At 59.8% G+C, this 19107-nt stretch carries 20 protein-coding genes; 18 read left to right on the plus strand and 2 right to left on the minus strand.

Annotation, left to right across the window (positions count from 1 at the left end):
• The first annotated feature begins 49 nt into the window (after nucleotides 1-49).
• Nucleotides 50-1057: an RNA polymerase sigma factor RpoS gene (gene rpoS / locus CAF79_RS07835; protein ID WP_007954831.1), complete on the plus strand. Its 1008-nt coding sequence runs from the start codon at nucleotides 50-52 to the stop codon at nucleotides 1055-1057.
• Nucleotides 1058-1545: 488 nt separating this feature from the next.
• Here the strand turns inward: rpoS and fdxA are convergent, their stop codons facing one another.
• Together fdxA and mutS are read right to left on the minus strand one after the other, a co-directional pair.
• Nucleotides 1546-1869 (minus strand): ferredoxin FdxA, encoded by a 324-nt coding sequence (gene fdxA, locus CAF79_RS07840; protein WP_007908827.1) that lies wholly within the window; start codon nucleotides 1867-1869, stop codon nucleotides 1546-1548.
• A 163-nt stretch (nucleotides 1870-2032) separates the two neighbouring features.
• Complete coding sequence (mutS, locus tag CAF79_RS07845; protein WP_085697347.1) at nucleotides 2033-4615, minus strand: DNA mismatch repair protein MutS; 2583 nt, start codon at nucleotides 4613-4615, stop codon at nucleotides 2033-2035.
• A 210-nt stretch (nucleotides 4616-4825) separates the two neighbouring features.
• Between mutS and CAF79_RS07850 the strand changes: the two genes are divergently transcribed.
• The 17 genes from CAF79_RS07850 to CAF79_RS07930 all read left to right on the plus strand — a co-directional run bounded on the left by CAF79_RS07850 (nucleotide 4826) and on the right by CAF79_RS07930 (nucleotide 19107).
• Nucleotides 4826-5560 carry an XRE family transcriptional regulator gene (locus CAF79_RS07850; protein WP_041475154.1) on the plus strand — a complete coding sequence of 245 codons (735 nt, stop codon included), beginning with the start codon at nucleotides 4826-4828 and terminating at the stop codon, nucleotides 5558-5560.
• A 554-nt stretch (nucleotides 5561-6114) separates the two neighbouring features.
• On the plus strand, nucleotides 6115-6534 hold the full coding sequence (locus CAF79_RS07855; protein WP_085697348.1) for a tail fiber assembly protein: 420 nt from the start codon (nucleotides 6115-6117) through the stop codon (nucleotides 6532-6534).
• A 144-nt stretch (nucleotides 6535-6678) separates the two neighbouring features.
• Nucleotides 6679-7017, plus strand: coding sequence for a phage holin family protein (locus CAF79_RS07860; protein WP_085697349.1), 339 nt, complete (start codon nucleotides 6679-6681; stop codon nucleotides 7015-7017).
• A 72-nt stretch (nucleotides 7018-7089) separates the two neighbouring features.
• A complete protein-coding gene (locus CAF79_RS07865) occupies nucleotides 7090-7611 on the plus strand; it encodes a hypothetical protein (RefSeq protein ID WP_085697350.1) in 522 nt (173 codons plus the stop codon).
• Between the two features lie 3 nt (nucleotides 7612-7614).
• A complete protein-coding gene (locus CAF79_RS07870) occupies nucleotides 7615-8223 on the plus strand; it encodes a phage baseplate assembly protein V (RefSeq protein ID WP_085697351.1) in 609 nt (202 codons plus the stop codon).
• Nucleotides 8224-8237: 14 nt separating this feature from the next.
• Entirely contained in the window at nucleotides 8238-8570 is a 333-nt protein-coding gene (locus CAF79_RS07875; RefSeq protein WP_085697352.1) for a phage baseplate protein, read from the plus strand.
• Entirely contained in the window at nucleotides 8567-9562 is a 996-nt protein-coding gene (locus tag CAF79_RS07880; RefSeq protein WP_085697353.1) for a baseplate J/gp47 family protein, read from the plus strand. Before CAF79_RS07875 ends, CAF79_RS07880 begins: the two co-directional genes overlap by 4 nt.
• A complete protein-coding gene (locus CAF79_RS07885; RefSeq protein ID WP_085697354.1) occupies nucleotides 9559-10194 on the plus strand; it encodes a phage tail protein I in 636 nt (211 codons plus the stop codon). The genes CAF79_RS07880 and CAF79_RS07885 overlap by 4 nt, the downstream gene beginning before the upstream one ends.
• Nucleotides 10195-12939 (plus strand): phage tail protein, encoded by a 2745-nt coding sequence (locus CAF79_RS07890; protein ID WP_256579247.1) that lies wholly within the window; start codon nucleotides 10195-10197, stop codon nucleotides 12937-12939.
• The gene (locus CAF79_RS07895; protein ID WP_085697355.1) at nucleotides 12939-13475 is read left to right on the plus strand and encodes a DUF4376 domain-containing protein; all 537 of its coding nucleotides are present in this window, start codon (nucleotides 12939-12941) and stop codon (nucleotides 13473-13475) included. Before CAF79_RS07890 ends, CAF79_RS07895 begins: the two co-directional genes overlap by 1 nt.
• 100 nt (nucleotides 13476-13575) lie before the next feature.
• Nucleotides 13576-13761, plus strand: coding sequence for a hypothetical protein (locus CAF79_RS07900; protein ID WP_085612311.1), 186 nt, complete (start codon nucleotides 13576-13578; stop codon nucleotides 13759-13761).
• A gap of 2 nt (nucleotides 13762-13763) precedes the next feature.
• The gene (locus CAF79_RS07905) at nucleotides 13764-14930 is read left to right on the plus strand and encodes a phage tail protein (RefSeq protein WP_085697356.1); all 1167 of its coding nucleotides are present in this window, start codon (nucleotides 13764-13766) and stop codon (nucleotides 14928-14930) included.
• Entirely contained in the window at nucleotides 14930-15436 is a 507-nt protein-coding gene (locus CAF79_RS07910) for a phage major tail tube protein (protein ID WP_085697357.1), read from the plus strand. The genes CAF79_RS07905 and CAF79_RS07910 overlap by 1 nt, the downstream gene beginning before the upstream one ends.
• Before the next feature lie 99 nt (nucleotides 15437-15535).
• Nucleotides 15536-16117, plus strand: a complete 582-nt coding sequence (locus CAF79_RS07915; RefSeq protein ID WP_085697358.1) for a phage tail assembly protein — start codon at nucleotides 15536-15538, stop codon at nucleotides 16115-16117.
• A gap of 128 nt (nucleotides 16118-16245) precedes the next feature.
• On the plus strand, nucleotides 16246-18522 hold the full coding sequence (locus CAF79_RS07920; protein WP_085697359.1) for a phage tail tape measure protein: 2277 nt from the start codon (nucleotides 16246-16248) through the stop codon (nucleotides 18520-18522).
• Nucleotides 18519-18902, plus strand: coding sequence for a phage tail protein (locus tag CAF79_RS07925; protein WP_085697360.1), 384 nt, complete (start codon nucleotides 18519-18521; stop codon nucleotides 18900-18902). The genes CAF79_RS07920 and CAF79_RS07925 overlap by 4 nt, the downstream gene beginning before the upstream one ends.
• Nucleotides 18895-19107, plus strand: coding sequence for a tail protein X (locus CAF79_RS07930; RefSeq protein ID WP_085697361.1), 213 nt, complete (start codon nucleotides 18895-18897; stop codon nucleotides 19105-19107). Before CAF79_RS07925 ends, CAF79_RS07930 begins: the two co-directional genes overlap by 8 nt.

Below are 19107 nucleotides of genomic sequence, written 5' to 3' on the forward strand. Positions count from 1 at the left end.
TAAAGGCGCCGCTTGAGCTTGGGGTCGAACTCACCAAAGGACTATAACAATGGCTCTCAGTAAAGAAGTGCCGGAGTTTGACATCGACGATGAGGTTCTCCTGATGGAGACCGGCATCGATTCGGATTCGATGTCGAATGATGAAGGGGCTGCTCCACCTTCCGTTCGTGCCAAATCCAAACACTCCGCTTCACTTAAACAACACAAGTACATCGATTACACTCGGGCACTCGATGCCACGCAGCTGTACCTCAACGAAATCGGCTTTTCCCCACTGCTCTCCCCGGAAGAAGAAGTTCATTTTGCGCGCTTGTCGCAAAGTGGCGACCCTGCCGGGCGCAAGCGCATGATTGAAAGTAACCTGCGGCTGGTGGTCAAAATCGCCCGGCGTTACGTCAATCGGGGGCTGTCGCTGCTGGATCTCATCGAAGAGGGCAACCTCGGACTGATCCGCGCGGTGGAAAAGTTCGATCCCGAGCGCGGCTTCCGCTTCTCGACCTACGCGACCTGGTGGATCCGTCAGACCATCGAACGCGCGATCATGAATCAGACCCGGACCATCCGGTTGCCGATCCACGTGGTCAAGGAGCTCAACGTGTACCTGCGGGCCGCACGGGAGCTGACGCAAAAGCTCGACCACGAACCCTCACCCGAAGAAATCGCCAACCTGCTGGAAAAACCGGTGGGCGAGGTCAAGCGCATGCTGGGCCTGAACGAGCGGGTTTCTTCGGTCGATGTCTCGCTGGGTCCGGATTCGGATAAAACCCTGCTGGACACCTTGACGGATGATCGTCCGACCGATCCATGTGAACTGCTGCAGGATGACGACCTGTCGCAGAGCATTGATCAATGGCTCTCGGAACTGACCGACAAGCAACGCGAGGTGGTCGTGCGCCGCTTCGGCTTGCGCGGCCACGAGAGCAGCACGCTGGAAGATGTAGGCCTGGAGATCGGCCTGACCCGGGAACGGGTGAGACAGATCCAGGTGGAAGGCCTCAAACGCCTTCGGGAAATTCTCGAGAAAAACGGCCTGTCGAGCGAGTCGCTGTTCCAATAAGCCGCCCGCGTGACCGCTATGCAAAAAGCCCCGACTGGTTCGGGGCTTTTTATTTGCGCTCTGGAAGCGGGAGGTTTTCCCGCCTTGTAGGTTTACTTTGTAAGCCTTTGCTGACTGTATCGTAAGTGTTCGTTATTTTTACCCTGCCGCTGAAGGCTATAGCGCTCGTTTTATATTCATAATCTATTGATTTATATGGTTATTTTTCAATGTTAAAGGCTTGTGACCAAGGATTAGTACGCTGGCGGCCAGTTGTGCCCATCGGCGAAATCTCTAGTATCTGGGTTGTGTCGACGGATAGACGCGCCCTTCAAGGAAGAGGGGAATGGACATCGCAGGACGCGATTCATCAGGACGATGAAAAGGAACACAGGGAATAGGGAAAAAATGTGGGCGGGTCAAACCGCCCCTTTTTTTGCCTGAAAATAGCCAAATCCGAAAAAGCAAAAAGGCCCGCGAGGGGCCTTCTCTTCAAAACGCGGAACAGATCAGCGTTCGAGGTCTTTGATCTTGCCTTTGACGCCATCCCACTCTTCGGCATCCGGCAGCGATTCTTTTTTCTCGGTAATGTTCGGCCAGATCTCGGCCAGCTCTACGTTCAGCTGAATGAATTCCTGCATTTCTTCCGGAACTTCGTCCTCGGAGAAAATGGCCACGGCCGGGCATTCCGGTTCGCACAGGGCGCAGTCGATGCACTCGTCCGGGTGAATGACCAGGAAGTTCGGGCCTTCGTAGAAGCAGTCCACCGGACAGACTTCTACGCAGTCGGTGTACTTGCACTTGATGCAGTTGTCGGTGACGACGAAGGTCATTTCTAATTTTCTCCTCAGGCGGCGGCAGCGTTGCCCCTTCACGGTTGGGGTCGCCAGGTTCGGGAGCGATGTCTGCCAGCCAGGCTATTAGCCAGCAGCATCCCGAACCGCGCGAGATTCTAACAGCTTGAAGCCGTTTGCGTTATATCCGGTTCGTCGGTGCTTATATCCGGTTCTTTAGTGCATAGAGCATTTCGAGTGCACGACGCGGCGTGACGTCATCCAGATCCAGTTTGGCCAATTCATCCAGCACCGGATGCGGAAGGCTGGCAAACATATCGCTCTGCTGCGGCGTCGCCGGTTTGCCCTTGGCTGCCGGCTTCGGCGCTTCATGGGGCAGTGCGGTGTCTTCCAGGCGGCTCAGATGCTCGCGAGCACGCAAGATGACTTCGCTCGGTACACCGGCCAGTTGCGCCACAGCCAAACCGTAGCTTTGGCTGGCTGGGCCTGGCAACACATGGTGCAGGAACACGATGCGTTCGTTGTGCTCGGTCGCATTGAGGTGCACGTTGGCCACCAACGGTTCGGCCTCCGGTAACACGGTCAGTTCGAAATAGTGCGTCGCAAACAGAGTATAGGCACGCAGCTGAGCCAGTCGCTCAGCCGCCGCCCATGCCAGCGACAAACCGTCGAAAGTGCTGGTGCCGCGACCGACTTCGTCCATCAGCACCAGGCTGCGCTCGGTGGCGTTGTGCAGGATGTTCGCGGTTTCGCTCATTTCCACCATGAAGGTCGAGCGACCACCGGCGAGGTCATCGCTGGAACCGATCCGGGTGAAGATCCGGTCCACCAGCGACAGTTCGCAGCTGGCGGCCGGCACGAAGCTGCCGATGTGTGCCAGCAGCACGATCAGTGCAGTCTGGCGCATATAAGTGGATTTACCGCCCATGTTCGGGCCGGTGATCACCAGCATGCGAGTGTTGTCATCGAGGCTAAGGTCGTTGGCCACGAACGGCGTGGTCAGCACTTGCTCGACCACCGGGTGACGACCCTGGGAAATGCGCATGCACGGTTCGCTGACGAAGGTCGGGCAATTCAGGTCGAGATTCAGCGCACGCTCGGCGAGGTTGCTCAGTACGTCCAGTTCGGCCAGCGCGCCAGCGGTGTCCTGCAGCGGCGGCAATTGGCTGATCAGATCTTCCAGCAACGCCTCGTAGAGCATCTTCTCGCGAGCCAGAGCGCGGCTCTTGGCCGACAGCGCCTTGTCTTCGAACTCTTTCAGTTCTGGTGTGATGAAGCGCTCGGCACCTTTAAGGGTCTGACGGCGGATGTAGTCTGCCGGCGCCGATTCAGCCTGCTTGCTCGGCAGTTCGATGAAGTAACCGTGGATGCGGTTGTAGCCGACTTTCAGGTTGGCGAGGCCAGTGCGCGCCTTTTCCCGGGCTTCCAGATCGATCAGGAACTGGCCGGCGTTCTCACTCAGCGATTGCAGCTCGTCGAGCTCGCTGTCGTAACCGGTCTTCAGCACGCCGCCGTCACGGATGACCGCCGGCGGATTGTCGATGATGGCTTTTTCCAGCAGCGCCGCCAGTTCCGGGTAGGTGCTGGTGGTGGACGCCAGACGTTGCAGGTGCGGTGCTTCCAGATCGGTCATCGCCGCTTGCAGTTCAGGCAGCGCACCGAGTGCATCACGCAGGCGGGCAAGATCGCGAGGGCGGGCATTGCGCAAGCCGATCCGCGCCAGGATCCGCTCGATGTCGCCGATTTCCTTGAGCTGCGGTTGCAGGTTTTCAAAGCGATAGCGGTCGAGCAGGCAAGTGATCGAGGTCTGGCGAGCCAGCAGCACGGTCAGGTCGCGCAGCGGACGATTGAGCCAACGGGTCAGCAAGCGGCTGCCCATGGCGGTCTGGCAACGGTCGACCACCGATTGCAGGGTGTTGTCGCGGCCACCGGCCAGGTTGGTATCAAGTTCAAGGTTACGGCGGCTGGCGCCGTCCAGCACCACGGTGTCGTCCAGCCGTTCATGGCGCAGGCTGCGCAGGTGGGGCAGGGCGGTGCGCTGGGTTTCTTTGGCGTATGCCAGCAGGCAACCGGCGGCGCCGATCGCCAGGGTCAGGGTTTCGCAGCCAAAGCCTTTCAGATCCTGGGTGGAGAATTGCTGACAGAGACTTTTCAGCGCCGAGTCGCGCTCGAAATCCCACGGTGCGCGACGACGTACCCCACGGCGTTTTTCCGCCGGCAGATCCTTTGGCCAGTCATCCGGGATCAGCAACTCGACCGGGTTGACCCGCTCAAGCTCCGCCAGCAGGTTTTCCCAGCCCTTGATCTCAAGCACGGTGAAGTTGCCGCTGGTGATGTCCAGCACCGCCAGACCGAACAGACGCTCGTCGCCCAGCACCGCCGCGATCAGGTTGTCGCGACGCTCATCCAGCAACGCCTCGTCGCTGACGGTGCCCGGGGTGATGATCCGCACCACTTGGCGCTCCACCGGACCTTTGCTGGTGGCCGGGTCGCCGACCTGCTCGCAGATCACCACCGATTCGCCGAGCTTGACCAGCTTCGCCAGGTAGCCTTCCGCCGCGTGATACGGAATCCCGCACATCGGAATCGCCTGACCTGCCGACTGCCCGCGCGCGGTCAGGGTGATGTCCAGCAACTTGGCCGCCTTCTTCGCGTCTTCGTAGAAGATCTCGTAGAAGTCGCCCATGCGGTAGAACATCAGCTGGTCCGGGTGCTGATTCTTCAGGCGCCAGTACTGCTGCATCATCGGAGTGTGGGAGGACAGGTCGGAGACGGCTTTATTCATCGGATTGTCAGGCAACTCGTTCAAAGGTGTGGGGCAAAAGCGCGGCAGTGGCCGGGCATTTCCGCGATGGGCGCAAGGTTACCATGGGCGGTCTGTCGGACGCAGGCATCGCGGCCGGGTGACAGCTATCTGGCTTGAAAAGGTCGACTATGCACGATTTATGCAAATCAGCATTTGTCTTCGCGAAAAACTTCAAGCACTATGCGCGTTATGCAAAAACGCAACGTATCTACCGTCTTAAGAGCACTGCTCGACCAGCACGGGATCTCCCCCACGGAGCTCCACCGTCGCACCGGCGTGCCTCAATCCACGCTCTCGCGGATTCTCAGCGGGAAGATCGTCGATCCTTCGGATAAACACATCTCGAAGATCGCCGAATACTTTGCCGTGAGCACCGATCAGTTGCGCGGGCGCGCGGACGTTGCGCCCGCCGCCAACGCCGGACGCGACGAGTTGCATTCCGAACTCAAGGACATAAGCCTGTGGGACGACGACACGCCAGTCGATGACGACGAGGTGTCGGTGCCCTTTCTTCGCGAGGTTGAATTGGCTGCTGGATCAGGAAGATTCGTCATCGAAGAGAGCGAACGCTCCAGCCTGCGCTTCGGCAAGCGCAGCCTGCGCCATAACGGTGTGCAGTTCGATCAGGCCAAATGCGTGACGGTACGCGGCAACAGCATGTTGCCGGTGCTGCGCGACGGCGCCACGGTCGGGGTCAACGCCGGCAAGTGCGGGATCGGCGACATCATCGATGGCGATCTTTATGCGATCAACCACAACGGTCAATTGCGAGTGAAGCAGCTCTATCGCCTGCCTACCGGTATCCGTCTGCGCAGCTTCAATCGCGATGAACACCCGGACGAGGACTACAGCTTCCAGGATATGCAGGAAGAGCAGATCGTCATCCTCGGTCACGTCTTCTGGTGGGGCATGTACGCCCGGTAACCTGATTCCTTTCTGACAAAACCCGCCTCTGCGGGTTTTTTTTCGCCTGTAGAAAACCGGCCAACCCTTGAACGGCGGGGCTTTCATGCATCCGCGCATTTCTTGTGCATAAATAAATGCATTTACGCATTGACTGTATATGCATCCATGCATATTCTTGCCACCAAGCCGCTCGACAAAGCGGCTGGCAACAACAGCTCTTTAGTTCCACAAGAACAGGCAGCGATGAACCGGCCTCAACGGTTCAGAGGGTTGGCAACTGACCCGGGTGTGCAGCGTAAAGCACCAGAAGCAGTTATCCGGCGGGCAGGGACCGCGGTCGGAAAAACAATTTGAATGGACTCGTACCGCGCCAGTAGCGCCGAAAAGTCAGCTTCCTTCACGAGCACAGGATTGAAGGAAGGCGAAGGAGCGCATTACTGAAAAGCCCGGCGAGTTGCCGGGCTTTTTGGAATGCCTGCCTGATATTTACTCCGCTCTAGACAATGGTGCGTACGTTCAGGAGAGCAGAACCAAGGGCGATATTCGCCAGTAACTATTAAAGGGAGAAGTAGATGAATCGCTATGCGTTGGTTAAAACCGATTATTCGAAGCCGTTCAACAAAGTCACGCAGATTGTGGACGCTGAAGTAGCCCCAACGGACGGGGATGGTTTGTGGGTTGAGATCACCGCAAACACCGCCGTTCAGGTGGGATGGAAAGCGACAACTACAAATTATGTTGACTGGGTCTTCAGTGAGCCAACCGTCCAGGACCTCGAAAAAGATGTGGCCCAGACCGCTCTTGAATTGCTGACAGCTGCCAGCAAGTGGCTGTTGGTACATCCGCTGCAATACAAAGTCGACCTCAGCGTTGCCACACCTGAAGACCAGACTCAGTTGCTGGCTTACAAGCAGTACTGCATTGATCTGGGCGATATGTCGAAACAGTCCGGCTATCCGTACACAGTTACCTGGCCGGTGGCACCGTTCTGATCCGGTCGCATCGGCCAACCGTTGCATCAGGAGCGCACTACTGAAAAGCCCGGCCTCAGCGCCGGGCTTTTTGGAATGCCCGCCTCGAGAGAAACCGTTTGAACTCAATACACAAGACTAATCAATCACCTACGGAGGCGTGACATGACAAACGAGCAACAAGCGTTGGCGGACATGCCTGTCTGGCTGGTCATCCTCCTTGCCGTGGCCGGCGGGGTTTCCGGCGAAATGTGGCGCGCCGACAAGGATGGCGCCCGTGGCTGGCCTTTGCTGCGGCGGCTGGCCCTGCGCTCTGGCGCCTGCATGATCTGCGGCGTGTCGGCGATCATGCTGCTATACGCCGCAGGCTTGTCGATCTGGGCCGCTGGCGCGTTCGGTTGCCTGACCGCCATGGCAGGCGCCGACGTGGCCATCGGTCTTTACGAACGCTGGGCGGCCAAGCGCATCGGCGTCTGCGAAGTTCCCCCGCGCGATCCGCAATAACCCCTCACTTTCCTGTCTCGCTGCACGCTGTGCGGCGGGACTTCGCGTGGACATCAGAAAAGGAGGTCAAGCATGCCCACACCGATCCAGCAGCCTTCGCAGCTGTTCACGGCAATCGCCACAGCCTTGCGTAACAGCGTCGATCTGAATGTGCAGGTCGGTCATCACGATGACTTCACGGCCCCCGGCGACAAAGCCTGGGTGCTGATCGACATCGAGCGAAATGCACCGGGAGAGCGCGCCGCCAACGGGCGCATTGCTCATGTGCTCACGTTGACGCTGCAAGTGATTCCGGCGGTTTCCGCTACAGCGTTTGCCGCGTGCGATCTCATTGCCACCCTGAAGAACCTGGTCACCGACAACCGCTGGGGCCTGTCCGGCGATCAATGCGATCTGCCGATGAACATCGATGGAATGCCGTCATTGCTCATCCGCGCCGACCAGCCAAACAAAGCCTGGACGCTGTCGTTCAATCAGACCCTTTACCTGGGCCCGACCCTGCTCGACGACCCGCTCGGCACGCCGAAATTCGCCCGCACCTGGGAAGTCAGCGACATCGACGACCCCGACCAATACACCTCGCTGGAGGCCTGACCGATGTTCGACGCGTTACTGCGAATGCAACTGGGCCCGATCATCGAACGCCTGGCGGAAATGGACGCCGAGATCGACGACCTGCACCGGCGCGCCGAGAGTTATTGCCGCATCGGCATCTGCCAGGACGTCGATGCCGCGAGCAACACCTGCCGGGTCAGCCACGGTGGACTGCTCACCCCGGCCATCAAATTCTTCAACCCCAGCGCCGGCGCGCAGAGCGAGTCGCGGATCCCGACGGTGGGTGAGCAGTGTCTGCTGTTCAACTACGGCAGCGGCGAAAGCGGTGCGCAGAGCGTGGCGTTGTTCGGCCTGAACAGTGACCGTTTTCCACCGGCCTCCACCGTACCGACGCTGACGCGTCGTGTTCATCAGGACGGCAGCGAAAGCGGCTACGACGACGCCACGCACACCCTGCACTGGCAAAACGGTCCGGCAGCCTTCAGCGGCTCTCGCGAATCGCTTGAACTGAGCATCGGCCCGGCACGGCTGGCGATGACCCCGCAAGCGATCACCCTGCAACTGGGCTCGGTCGGCCTGACCATCGACGCCTCGGGCGTGCACTTCAGCGGCCCGTTGGTGGATCACCAGGGCCGCGTCATCAGCCCCTGAATCAAGAGCTTCCCATGATCGGAATCGATAGAGACAGCGGGGCCACGGTCGACGACTGGCTGCAATTCGTGCAGCGCGCGACCCGGGCCCTGACCACGCCGCTGGGCACCCGGCAAAAAAGGCCCCTTTATGGTTCGTTGATCCCCACGTTGCTGGGGCAAAACCTGGGCGACGACGTTCTGTTGCTCGCCCAGAGCCACGCAGCCCAGGCGTTCTACAACCCGCAAAACGGCATCGGCGATTTCCAGCCCGCTGTGATCGTCGCCACCCGACAGGGCGCCGGTCTGTTGCTGCGGTTTGCCGGCACCTGGAAAAACCGCCAACAGACTTTCGAGGTCGTGACATGAGCATGTTGATCCCCGGCCAGAACCAGTTGGCCGAACCCTCCTTGATCAAGGTCGATGCCTTCGAGGATCTGCTCGCCGAGTTCAAGACTTTCGTCATCGAGTACGTCGGCGCACGCTCGCCGCAGAGCGCGGAAAAACTCAAGACCAGCCTGGACAACGAAAGCGAGTTGCTGACGTTGGCCCTCGAGGCTTTCTGCGTTCGCTTGCAAACCCATGAACGCAAATACAACGCCCGGATCAAGCAGATGCTGGCGTGGTGGGCCACCGGCAGCAACCTTGATGCGCGGCTCGCGGACATGGGCCTGGAGCGCCAATTGCTCGATCCGGGCGACGCGGCGGCATTCCCGCCGGTGCCCGCGATTTACGAGAGCGACGATGACGCCCGGTTGCGCTATTACCTAGCGCCCCACGCTCCGGCCGCCGGCTCGCGGATGCAGTACCGTCGCGAGGTGTTCACCCTCGGCGAGCGGCCGGCGGTGAAAGTCGAATCCACCGATACGGGCGTGGTAAACGTCACTTACACCTTCGACCCGGATGGCCTCGCCGCGCAGGTCAAGGACGGTAATGGCCGTCGTACCGCGCCGGGTGAAGTGCAAGTCACCGTGCTTGCCCGCGAAGGCGACGGTACGCCATCCGCGACGTTGCTCGAAGGTGTACGCCAACACTTTGCCCGGCCCGATGTTTGTCCGGAAACCGACAAAGTCACGGTCAAAGGTGCCGAGATTCAGCGCTACACAATCCGCGTCGTGGCAAAGATCAATTCCGGCCCGGATTCGGGCCTGACCAAGGTCGCCGCCGAGCAACATCTGCAAGCCTACGCCGACAGTTGCCATCGCCTGGAAGGCCGGGTCGATCCGAGCTGGATCGACTACACGCTGCACAGCGCCGGCGCCGTGCAATTGCAGATCCTTGAACCGCTGGCGCCCATTGTGTGCTCGGCGTTTCAAGCGCCGTACTGCACGGCAGTCGAAGTCGAGGTGCAGACGCTATGACGGATCAGACACCGCGTCCGACTCTGCTGCCGGCCAACAGCTCGGCGCTGGAACGGGCGCTCGATATCGGCTTCGGCGCGTTGCTTGATCGCATCGCGCCGCCGTTTCCCGAACTGATGAATCCTGCCTCTACGCCCGTCGCGTTTCTGCCGTATCTCGCCGCGGATCGTGGAGTGGCCGAATGGAGCACCGACGCACCGGAAGCGGAAAAGCGCCTGACCGTCGAACTGGCCTGGCCCACCGCGCGCCAGGCCGGCACTCGCAAGGCGCTGGAAAACGCCGCCAAGGGTTTGCAGCTCAGGCCCGAGATTCGCGCCTGGTACGAACAGACCCCGCCCGGCGAGCCTTACAGCTTTTCCGTGCGGGCCTTCAGCGAACAACCCTACAGCGAAGAAATCGACGCCCGTCTCGACCGACGCCTGGCTGATGCCAAGAGCGAGCGGGACGTGCTGTCGGTGTCGGTCGGCCTCAGCGCCTTCGGCAATCACGTCATCGGCGCCGCGACCTTTTGCGGCGAACTGACCACGGTCTATCCGGTGTTCCTCGAAGGGCTCGAGACATCCGGCGAGGCCTTCATGGCGGCCGCTCTGTACACCGTCGAAACATCCACTATTTATCCTCAGGGGGCCTGAATGGCTGACTATTACACCCTGCTCACCAACGCAGGGATTGCCTACGAAACGGCGTGCAAGGCTGCGGGCCTGCCGATCAAGCTGACGCAGATTTCCGTCGGCGATGGCGGCGGCGCGGTCTACAACCCGGCCGCGACGGCTACCGCGCTGAAACGCGAAGTCTGGCGCGGACCGCTCAATGCGCTGTTCCAGGACGAGAAGAATCCGAGCTGGCTGCTCGCCGAAGTCACCATTCCGCCGGACGTCGGCGGTTGGTACGTGCGTGAAGCCGGTCTGTGGACCGACACCGGCATTCTCTACGCCATCGTCAAATACCCGGAGTCGTTCAAACCGGTACTGGCCACGTCGGGCTCGGGCAAAGAGTTCTACATCCGCTCGATTTTCGAGACCAGCAATGCCTCGCTGGTGACGCTGCAGATTGATGACACCGTGGTCAAGGCCACCCGCGCCTGGGTCATGAGCTACCTCGCCGAAGAACTCGGCAAACTCGACGGCAAGCAGTCGGTGCGCGTCGCCGCCCCCGCCAACGTGGTGTTGAACGGTGCGCAGCAGATTGACGGCGTTGCCGTGATTGCCGGCGACCGCGTGCTGTTGCCGAACCAGACCCTGGCCAAAGACAACGGCCTGTGGATCGTCGCCAACGGTGACTGGGTTCGGGCCAACGATGCCAACGTCAGCGCCAAGGTCACGCCGGGCCTGACGGTGATGGTGGAAGAGGGCACGCTCAACGGCGATTCGCTGTGGCACCTGACCACCAACGCGCCGATCACTCTTGGCACTACTGCGCTGACATTCAAGATGCTGGCAGGGCGCACGGGCATTACCGCTGGGACTTACAAGAGTCTGAGCGTCGACGAATACGGCCGCGCGACGGCCGGCTCGAATCCCGACACGCTGGCCGGTTTTGGCATCAAGGATTCGTACACCAAGGCTGAAGTCGAAGCGTTGATTGCCAAGGCGTCGGCGTTGCCGGTGGGTTCGATTGTTGCCTTCCCCGTTGATACACCGCCACCGGGCTTTCTGGAGCTGGACAACAGCGTCAAGAGCAGCGCGACCTACCCGGACTTGAGCGCCTATCTGGGCGGCAAGTTCAACAAGGGGGATGAGGGTGTCGGGAATTTCCGGTTGCCTGAGGCGCGTGGGGAGTTCTTGCGCGGTTGGGATCATGGGCGGGGTGTGGACGCGGGGCGTCAACTCGGCAGTTTTCAGGCCGATGATTTCAAGAGCCACAGTCACAGGTATTTTGATGACGTAGCTGCGAATATTGACCCTTTCGGGGGGACTGCAGCGGGTATTGTGAACGGAGTAGTGACACCTCCCGTTACAGGCGGTTTTTTGTCTACTTCAGGGCCTGACTCCAACAACCTGACCTCCCCAACTACGACCGTTAACTCAGGGGGAATTGAAACTCGCCCCCGCAACATCGCCGTCATGTGGTGCATCAAAGCCTGGAACGCTCCGGTCAATCAGGGAAACATCGACGTTGCCGCGCTTACCGCCGAGCTGGAAAAAATGAAATCGGCGGTACCGGTGGGCGCCTTGATGCCGTTCCCGGCTGGTGTAGTGCCTCCTGGCTATCTGGAAGCGAACGGCAGTCTGTTTCAGGACGCGCTCTATCCGCATCTTGCGACGTACCTGAACAAGAAATTCAACATCGTCGGTGACGACGCGAGCTATACGCGGCTACCGGATACGCGTGGTGAGTTCCTGCGTGGTTGGGATCATGGGCGTGGTGTTGATGCTGGCCGAACGATTGGTAGCTGGCAAAAGGCATCTGAACACGTATTTGATATCGGCTCATCGATATCGACGGTATCGGACAGGAACGCTTCGTCGTCGCCTGACACGGCTTTGTTGGACATGGGATACGACGCCGTCAACGTTGCGGACTATCCGGGCGCCCAGTACACCGTGTCGGTTATCAATGCCAGCTCGACAGTTGTTAACAGCGATCAATTAGCCTTTGGCGGCACACGTCCGCGCAACTTGGCGGTGATGTGGTGCATCAAGGCTTGGAACACACCGGTTAACCAGGGAACGATTGATATCGCCTCGCTTGAGCAGCGAGTGATTAAAAACGAGTTTGGTCGCCTTCTGAATATTCAGAAGTTTACGGCTAACGGGACCTACGTTCCGTCGCCCGGGATGAAAAAGGTTCGGATTCGGATCGTGGGAGGCGGAGCAGGATCTGGCGGTGCATCTGCTACGGCATCTGGCCAAGTCTCTGCGTCCGGTGGTGGCGCGGCTGGCAGCTATGCGGAGGCGCTACTGACGGCGGAGGAAATTGGCGCGAGTCAGTCGGTCATCGTAGGTCTTGCAGGGATCGCTGGATTGGCTTCAGGCACAACTGGAACCAGTGGCGGCACAGGCGGCGCCACCTCGGTGGGGGCACTGTTGTCTGCCCCGGGCGGTCTGGGGTCAATCTTTTCTATTGCTGTATCGACGGTAGGTTATGCCTTGTACGTGGGCGGCTATCCGGGGGCGCCATCCTCTGGAGGCAATTTACTCAACATGCCTGGTGCGCCTGGATATCCCGGTATATCCGTCAATGGGTCGACTCTGGCTGGTCATGGCGGTAGCGGACCACTTGGTGCAGGGGGAAGTGGGTACGGTATCGGCGCTTCGATTCAGAACGGTACGGGATACGGGGGCGGTGGTGGTGGTGTGGCCAACGGCCCATCTATGGCAGCGCGCAACGGCGCACCGGGCGCTGGCGGTGTTGTGATTTTCGAGGAATACGCCTGATGAAAAAATACGCCCTTCTTTACATGGGTAAGGCCGTTCAGTTGTTCGAAACCGACGGCGACATAAAGACGATGTTTCACCCGGATATGAATTGGATCGAATGCCCCGGCGAGGTCGAAGAGGGTTGGCTGTACGACGGCGAGCGTTTTGCGCCAGAAGGCGTTCCGGTGGTCTCGCTGGATGAACTCAAGGCCGCTGTGGCGGCTGAGCGCTTCGCTCGGGAGGGCGTCGGCATTGTCGTCGGCAGCCTGCAAATCGAGACAACCCGCGACAGCCAGGCGCTGATCGCAAGCATGGGGCTCTCAGCCATTTTCGATCCTGAATACCGCTGCAATTTCAAAACAACGAAAGGATTCGTCGAGATTGGCGCTGCGCAAATCATCGATATCGCGAAGGCAGTACGGGCGCACGTCCAGGCTTGCTTTGACCGGGAGCTGACGTTGTTACGCGCAATCGAGACAGGCGAGTACCACGACGAAATGCTTGCCGAGGGTTGGCCGGACTCATCGTCTGCTGATACCGCAGATCTCAAATAAACGCCCCGCATACTGGGGCGTTTTCTTTCCCCCAAAAAACACTCAACACCCATCAAGCCCCTCCCAACGAGGGGCTTTCCCGTTTATGGAGAAACGAAAAATGGCAACCCGCCAAACCTACACCGTGCTCGTTCCATTCCCCACCGGCGGTGGGCACTGGTCGAGTGTCGGCCAGGAACTTGATCTGCTCGACGTCGAGGCCAGTGCCCTGCACAGCGCCGGTCGACTGGAGCTGAAAACATCTACCACCAAGGCCGTGAAGGCCGCTGCCAAGAAGGCTGACTGACTATGGCTGAGGTTCTGAACTTCGAGCACAACGGCATTACCGTCAATGCCACCGAATCCCCCGAGGCCATGGGTGGCCTGGGTGACAACGTCATCGGTCTGGTCGGCACCGCGCCGAAAGCCGATCCGCTGATTCCGCGCAACGCACCGTTTCGCATCAACAGCTTCACCACTCACGCGCTGCTCGATCCGACCGGTGCGGAAGAGGGCACCCTGTACCACGCCGTTTACCAGATCCTCAAAGTGGTCAAGGTGCCGGTGTATGTGGTGATCGTCGAAGCGGGCGCCACCCCAAGCGATACCGTCAACGCAGTGATCGGCGGCATCGAGCCAGTGACCGGCCGCAAGCTCGGTCTGGCTGCGCTGGGCAGTGTCCCGGAAGACCTGACCATCATCGGCGCGCCAGGCTTCACCGGCACCAAGGCAGTGGCCAGCGAGTTCGCCTCGTTCGGAAAGCGCATCAAGGCCCGTGTGGTGCTGGACGGCAAGGATGTCTCGGTTGCTGACCAGGTGCTGTACAGCCAGGAACTGGGCGGCGCGGATCTGGGTTTCGACCGTTGCCTGGTGGTGCACAACATGCCGGCCGTGTACTCGAAAGCCGCGAAGAAAAACGTCTTCCTCGCGCCGTCCAGCCTGGCAATCGCCGCGCTGGCCAAGGTCAAGCAATGGGAAAGCCCGGGTAACCAGGTGACCTACGCTGAAGACGTGTCGCGGGTTGTTGAGTACAACATCCTCGACACCTCCACTGAAGGCGATCTGCTCAACCGCTACGGCGTCAGCTACTACGCCCGCACCATCCTTGGCGGCTTCTCGCTGCTGGGCAACCGCTCGATTACCGGCAAGTTCATCAGCTACGTCGGTCTGGAGGACGCCATCAGCCGCAAGCTGGTGAAGGCCGGCCAGAAAGCCATGGCCAAGAACCTGACCAAGTCGTTCATGGATCAGGAAGTCAAACGCATCAACGACTGGCTGCAGACCCTGGTCGCCGACGAAACCATTCCCGGCGGCAGCGTGTATCTGCACCCGGAACTCAACAGCGTCGAGAAGTACAAGAACGGCACCTGGTATGTGGTCATCGACTACGGCCGCTACGCGCCGAACGAACACATGGTTTATCAACTCAACGCCCGCGATGAAATCATCGAGCAGTTCCTGGAGGACGTTCTCTAATGTTTACCAACCGCGTAAGACAGGCCATCGCGGCCACCCTGCAAGGCCTGCCGCTGTCGGCGACCGTGGAGGAATTCACTCCGCCGAAGATCGAATTCGATGTGGAAGAGATGCGTGGCGGCCGTTTCATCGTCGAAGAAATGGCCAAGGGCGGTAAAGCGCTCAATGCCAAGTTGACCCTGCAAGGCATGGGCACCGAAGTCATGCTCGCACTGGGTGTGAAGCTGGGTGACGACATCCTGCTGAACGTGCGTGAAGCCGGTCAGGATCAGGACGGCAACACCTGGTTCACCTACCACACGGTCGGCGGCAAGCTGAAATCCCTCGAGGAGACCGCGGTGAAGATGGGTGAGAAGCCCAAGACCAACCTGGAACTCTCCTGCCGCACTTACAACCGCCTGGAAAACGGCGTGCCGGTGATCGACATCGACGTGCGCACCCAGAAATTTGTCCTCAACGGCGTCGACATCCTCGGTGATGCCCGTCGTGCGGTGCTGATGCCGTAAGCCTCGGCCAAAGGCAATCACAAAACCCTGTGGGAGCGGGCAAACCCCGCTCCCACAAGGGACTGCAACACCCTTCAAGAATCACCAAGGAATTCATACATGTCGTGGATGCCACCCAAGCATGACCTGTTGTCGCCGATCACCGGTGACGACGGCTCGCAGATCGAATCGATCCAGCTCAAGCCGCTGTTCTACGCCGCCCAGAAAGAAGCGCTGGAACGCGCCGGCGACGATGAGGACGACCAGTTCTTCGAACTGGCGCTGCTGGCCACCGGCTTGTCGGTCAAGGAACTCGACCAGCTCAAGCGTCCGGACTACGTGACGATCGCGCAGTACGTACACGAGATGTCGACCCGTCCGGCGTCGTACTTTCTCGACCAGGTCGAAGATGCGGAGAAATCCGACGATCCCGACCAGGTGCAACTGCTGCAACCGCTTGCCGTCACCGGCCGCACCGTGACCTCGCTGAGCCTGGAAATGCCGGCGCTGCGGGCCACCAAAGTGATGAAGAAACTGAAAACGGCCAAGGAACGCGCCGAGTTCATCACCGCCCATTGCACCGGCCTGATGATCCCCGATCTGGCCCAGATGACCGTCCCTGACTGGACGCAATTGCAGGTGCGCATCGACGATTTTTTAAACCAGCCGGCGGCCTTCTTTCAGAACGCGACATCGAAGTAATCCTCGATATCGTGCCGCTCATTTACCCGGTAAGTGAGGCGGAAATTCTGGAGTGGGACGCCGAAAAGGCGTTGCGCCGCTACGACATAGCGATCACTCGCCTTGGCGTGAAACAGGAGTAGAGCGGCATGGCAGAGAGCAAATTTGCGCTCACATACGCCAATGAGAGTGGCAACGCAGCATCCGGGTTAAAGCTGTCCGATAGCCTTGGCAAACCGCTGCAGGACTTGAACCTGACAATGGCGCTGGCGAGCGCGGATATCCGCTTGCTGACCCAGGAGCAGATCAAGCTTCGAGAGCTGTTGGCCAATCAGCAATCGCTGTTCAAGGTGAGTGCTGCATCCCCGGCTGCAAGCGCCGAACCAAAGTCAAAACTCAAGGCCGAGATCGAGCAGCGTCCACCTCCAAAGCTCATGCAACCAGCCATGGCCAATGAGACGGCGCTTGTCGAACTCAATCAGTTGCTCAAGCTGAGCCATGATCAGCTTCAAGCGCACTCGCAGAGCACTCTGGAACTCGCCAGCGAGAAACAGATATCCGCCAGTGGTGCGACCAATGCGGATCTGTTGCAAGTGCAGCTTGCCGGAGCCAGATCCGGCATTGCCGATGGTGCCAAAGGTGACCAGCGGGCGAACGAACTGAAGTGGTTCTCCCATGATGCCGCAATCAACGCATCGGCATTCAGGATGGACGTCAAGGCGGCTGGCGAAATGCTCGCCGCGTGGCGCTCCTCGCTGAAGCTGGATCAGTATCAAAGCCAGGATCTTGCGGATGCAACGACCTACCTCGGCAATAGCGGTCTGGATGCCAAGGCCGCAGACATCGGTTCGGTGGTGCAACGTTCCGGCGAGAGTGCGATTGCCGCTGGATTGACTCCCGAACAGGTCGCTGCATTGGCGGCGGCGCTTCTCAATAGTGGTGCGGACAAGGAGAGCGCCAGCACTGCCCTGAAAGGCATCACCTCGATGCTGGCCAAAGGCGGGGCGGTATCGACTGAGCAGCGAACAGCCTTGGCTCAGTTAGGGCTTGATCCTCAATCGCTGTCTGAGGGTATGAGGAAGGATGCGCCTGCTGTCATCAACTCGGTACTTGCTGCACTTGACAAGCAGCCTATACAAGAACGGGCGGCACTGACGAAGACGCTGTGCGGCGAAAACGACACCCGAGTTCTCGAGCTGCTGAAGAAACCGGACGATGTAAAAAACGCCTTCTCGCTGGTAGCCGACAAGCACAAGTACGCAACAACGGAGCTTGGCGCGGGCGAAGGCGCTGCGGCGAAGTCAGCAGAGGCGTTCGGCAATACTTCGCAGGGTCGCTGGAATGCTCTGGACGCAAGTCTGACCCGGTTGACCACTGCATTCGGCATGGCGCTTGCGCCTTTGGCTGACGGTGCCGCCGTCGTGCTCACCTCACTGGTCAACGGTGTGAGCGCAGCGGCGGAAACGTTCCCGGCCCTCACGGCAGGGCTGGTTCTGCTCAGCGCGGCAGCCATGCCGTTCGTGGGTGGGGCCTTGAAGTCCGGCGTGGCCTCGGTGCTTGACGTGGTTTCCACGAAACTATTGCGCCTGGCATCGGCGCGACTGCCGTCGGATATTGCTGATGCGATAGGTGGTGATGACAACGATGGCGACAGTCGCGAAAGCAGGAAGAAGGGGCGTGGATCGCGCCGACGCACCCCTTCTGCTGCACGGTCGTCCGGCACCGCTTCCGTAACCCGCAAGAGCAGTCGCTTGAGTGGTATGACGGCCAGAGTCGCACCCATGCTCGACGATGCGCTCACCCGATTCAGAATGGTTGGCGATGTTGTCAAAAGCGCCATGCCGAGCCGGCTGAGCGGGGCTGGCGCGAAAGTCATGTCGTTGGCAGAGGGTTTGGGGGCCAGGCTCATGCCGTCGGTTGTCAAGGCATTGCCTGTCATCAAGGTTGGCGCGCCTCTGGCCATTGCTCATGCTGCTTATACAGGGTTGAAAGGCTGGCGCGAAGGTGACGACAAAGCGGTAAAGGGCGCGGCCGGCGAACTGGCCGGAACGGCGATTGGCGCTACGATCGGTACGTTCATTGCGCCCGGCATCGGAACCTTTATTGGTGGCACGCTGGGTGGAATAGCCGGGTCCTTTCTGGGTCAAAAACTGGCGACGCCGCCTGAAGACAAATTGGCACCGCCGGCACAGGTCGCCAAAGACGTATCCATTGCGCAAACGCAAATGCAAGCGTCAAACCCGCAATACACTTACGCACCTTCAGTTCATGTCAGCGGCAGCGAACTGCTCAGTTCCGAAAAAGTCGGCACGATGCTTTCGCAGGTGCTTGAGTCGCACTTCACGTCCCAATTTGTCCCAGGTGTGGCCGGCAATGCCCTCTCCATACGCCGTGACGCAGCCCTGACCGATGGAGTCGCCCAATGAAACAACAAATGGCACTGGGCAGTTTCATCTTCGGCCTGTCCCGGGATTTTGCGTACAGCACGCTGGCGCGAAAGTCCGATGGCGGCTGGACGGAACTGCCGATCCTGACCAGCAAACCCAAGTCCCACCAGACCGGGCAGAAGCCCGAAACCCTGACCATCTCCGGTACCTCGATGTACGCCGTGGCGATGAACCGGCTCGATGAGTTGCGTGCGCTGCAGGCACTGAGATCGCCGCTGCCGTTGATTGACGGCATCGGTCGCAATTGGGGCCTGTGGCGGATCAACAGCATCCAGGAGAACCAGAGCGAGGTCATCGACGATGGCACTGCGATGGTCATCAAGTGGGTCATCGAACTGGCGGAGTTCAACAATGCGTAAGGTACGAAGCGTGGCCGGTGATTCGGTGAATCTGTTGCTCTACCGCGAAACCGGGCGCAGCGATGACGTCGCCGAAGAAGCCCTGTGGACACTCAACCCCACCCTGGCCGAACACGGCCCGGTTTTGCCTGCGGGCGTCTGGGTGGTGTTGCCGGAACTCGACTCGAAACCCGCCGCAATCAAACCGGTTTCGGCCTGGGATTAA

It is taken from the genome of Pseudomonas sp. B26(2017) (assembly GCF_002113045.1).
Taxonomy (GTDB): domain Bacteria; phylum Pseudomonadota; class Gammaproteobacteria; order Pseudomonadales; family Pseudomonadaceae; genus Aquipseudomonas.

Coding starts and splice junctions, on each gene's coding strand:
- rpoS (WP_007954831.1), top strand. CDS start 50: ATGGCTCTCAGTAAAGAAGTGCCGGAGTTTGACATCGACGATGAGGTT.
- fdxA (WP_007908827.1), bottom strand. CDS start 1,869: ATGACCTTCGTCGTCACCGACAACTGCATCAAGTGCAAGTACACCGAC.
- mutS (WP_085697347.1), bottom strand. CDS start 4,615: ATGAATAAAGCCGTCTCCGACCTGTCCTCCCACACTCCGATGATGCAG.
- CAF79_RS07850 (WP_041475154.1), top strand. CDS start 4,826: ATGCAAAAACGCAACGTATCTACCGTCTTAAGAGCACTGCTCGACCAG.
- CAF79_RS07855 (WP_085697348.1), top strand. CDS start 6,115: ATGAATCGCTATGCGTTGGTTAAAACCGATTATTCGAAGCCGTTCAAC.
- CAF79_RS07860 (WP_085697349.1), top strand. CDS start 6,679: ATGACAAACGAGCAACAAGCGTTGGCGGACATGCCTGTCTGGCTGGTC.
- CAF79_RS07865 (WP_085697350.1), top strand. CDS start 7,090: ATGCCCACACCGATCCAGCAGCCTTCGCAGCTGTTCACGGCAATCGCC.
- CAF79_RS07870 (WP_085697351.1), top strand. CDS start 7,615: ATGTTCGACGCGTTACTGCGAATGCAACTGGGCCCGATCATCGAACGC.
- CAF79_RS07875 (WP_085697352.1), top strand. CDS start 8,238: ATGATCGGAATCGATAGAGACAGCGGGGCCACGGTCGACGACTGGCTG.
- CAF79_RS07880 (WP_085697353.1), top strand. CDS start 8,567: ATGAGCATGTTGATCCCCGGCCAGAACCAGTTGGCCGAACCCTCCTTG.
- CAF79_RS07885 (WP_085697354.1), top strand. CDS start 9,559: ATGACGGATCAGACACCGCGTCCGACTCTGCTGCCGGCCAACAGCTCG.
- CAF79_RS07890 (WP_256579247.1), top strand. CDS start 10,195: ATGGCTGACTATTACACCCTGCTCACCAACGCAGGGATTGCCTACGAA.
- CAF79_RS07895 (WP_085697355.1), top strand. CDS start 12,939: ATGAAAAAATACGCCCTTCTTTACATGGGTAAGGCCGTTCAGTTGTTC.
- CAF79_RS07900 (WP_085612311.1), top strand. CDS start 13,576: ATGGCAACCCGCCAAACCTACACCGTGCTCGTTCCATTCCCCACCGGC.
- CAF79_RS07905 (WP_085697356.1), top strand. CDS start 13,764: ATGGCTGAGGTTCTGAACTTCGAGCACAACGGCATTACCGTCAATGCC.
- CAF79_RS07910 (WP_085697357.1), top strand. CDS start 14,930: ATGTTTACCAACCGCGTAAGACAGGCCATCGCGGCCACCCTGCAAGGC.
- CAF79_RS07915 (WP_085697358.1), top strand. CDS start 15,536: ATGTCGTGGATGCCACCCAAGCATGACCTGTTGTCGCCGATCACCGGT.
- CAF79_RS07920 (WP_085697359.1), top strand. CDS start 16,246: ATGGCAGAGAGCAAATTTGCGCTCACATACGCCAATGAGAGTGGCAAC.
- CAF79_RS07925 (WP_085697360.1), top strand. CDS start 18,519: ATGAAACAACAAATGGCACTGGGCAGTTTCATCTTCGGCCTGTCCCGG.
- CAF79_RS07930 (WP_085697361.1), top strand. CDS start 18,895: ATGCGTAAGGTACGAAGCGTGGCCGGTGATTCGGTGAATCTGTTGCTC.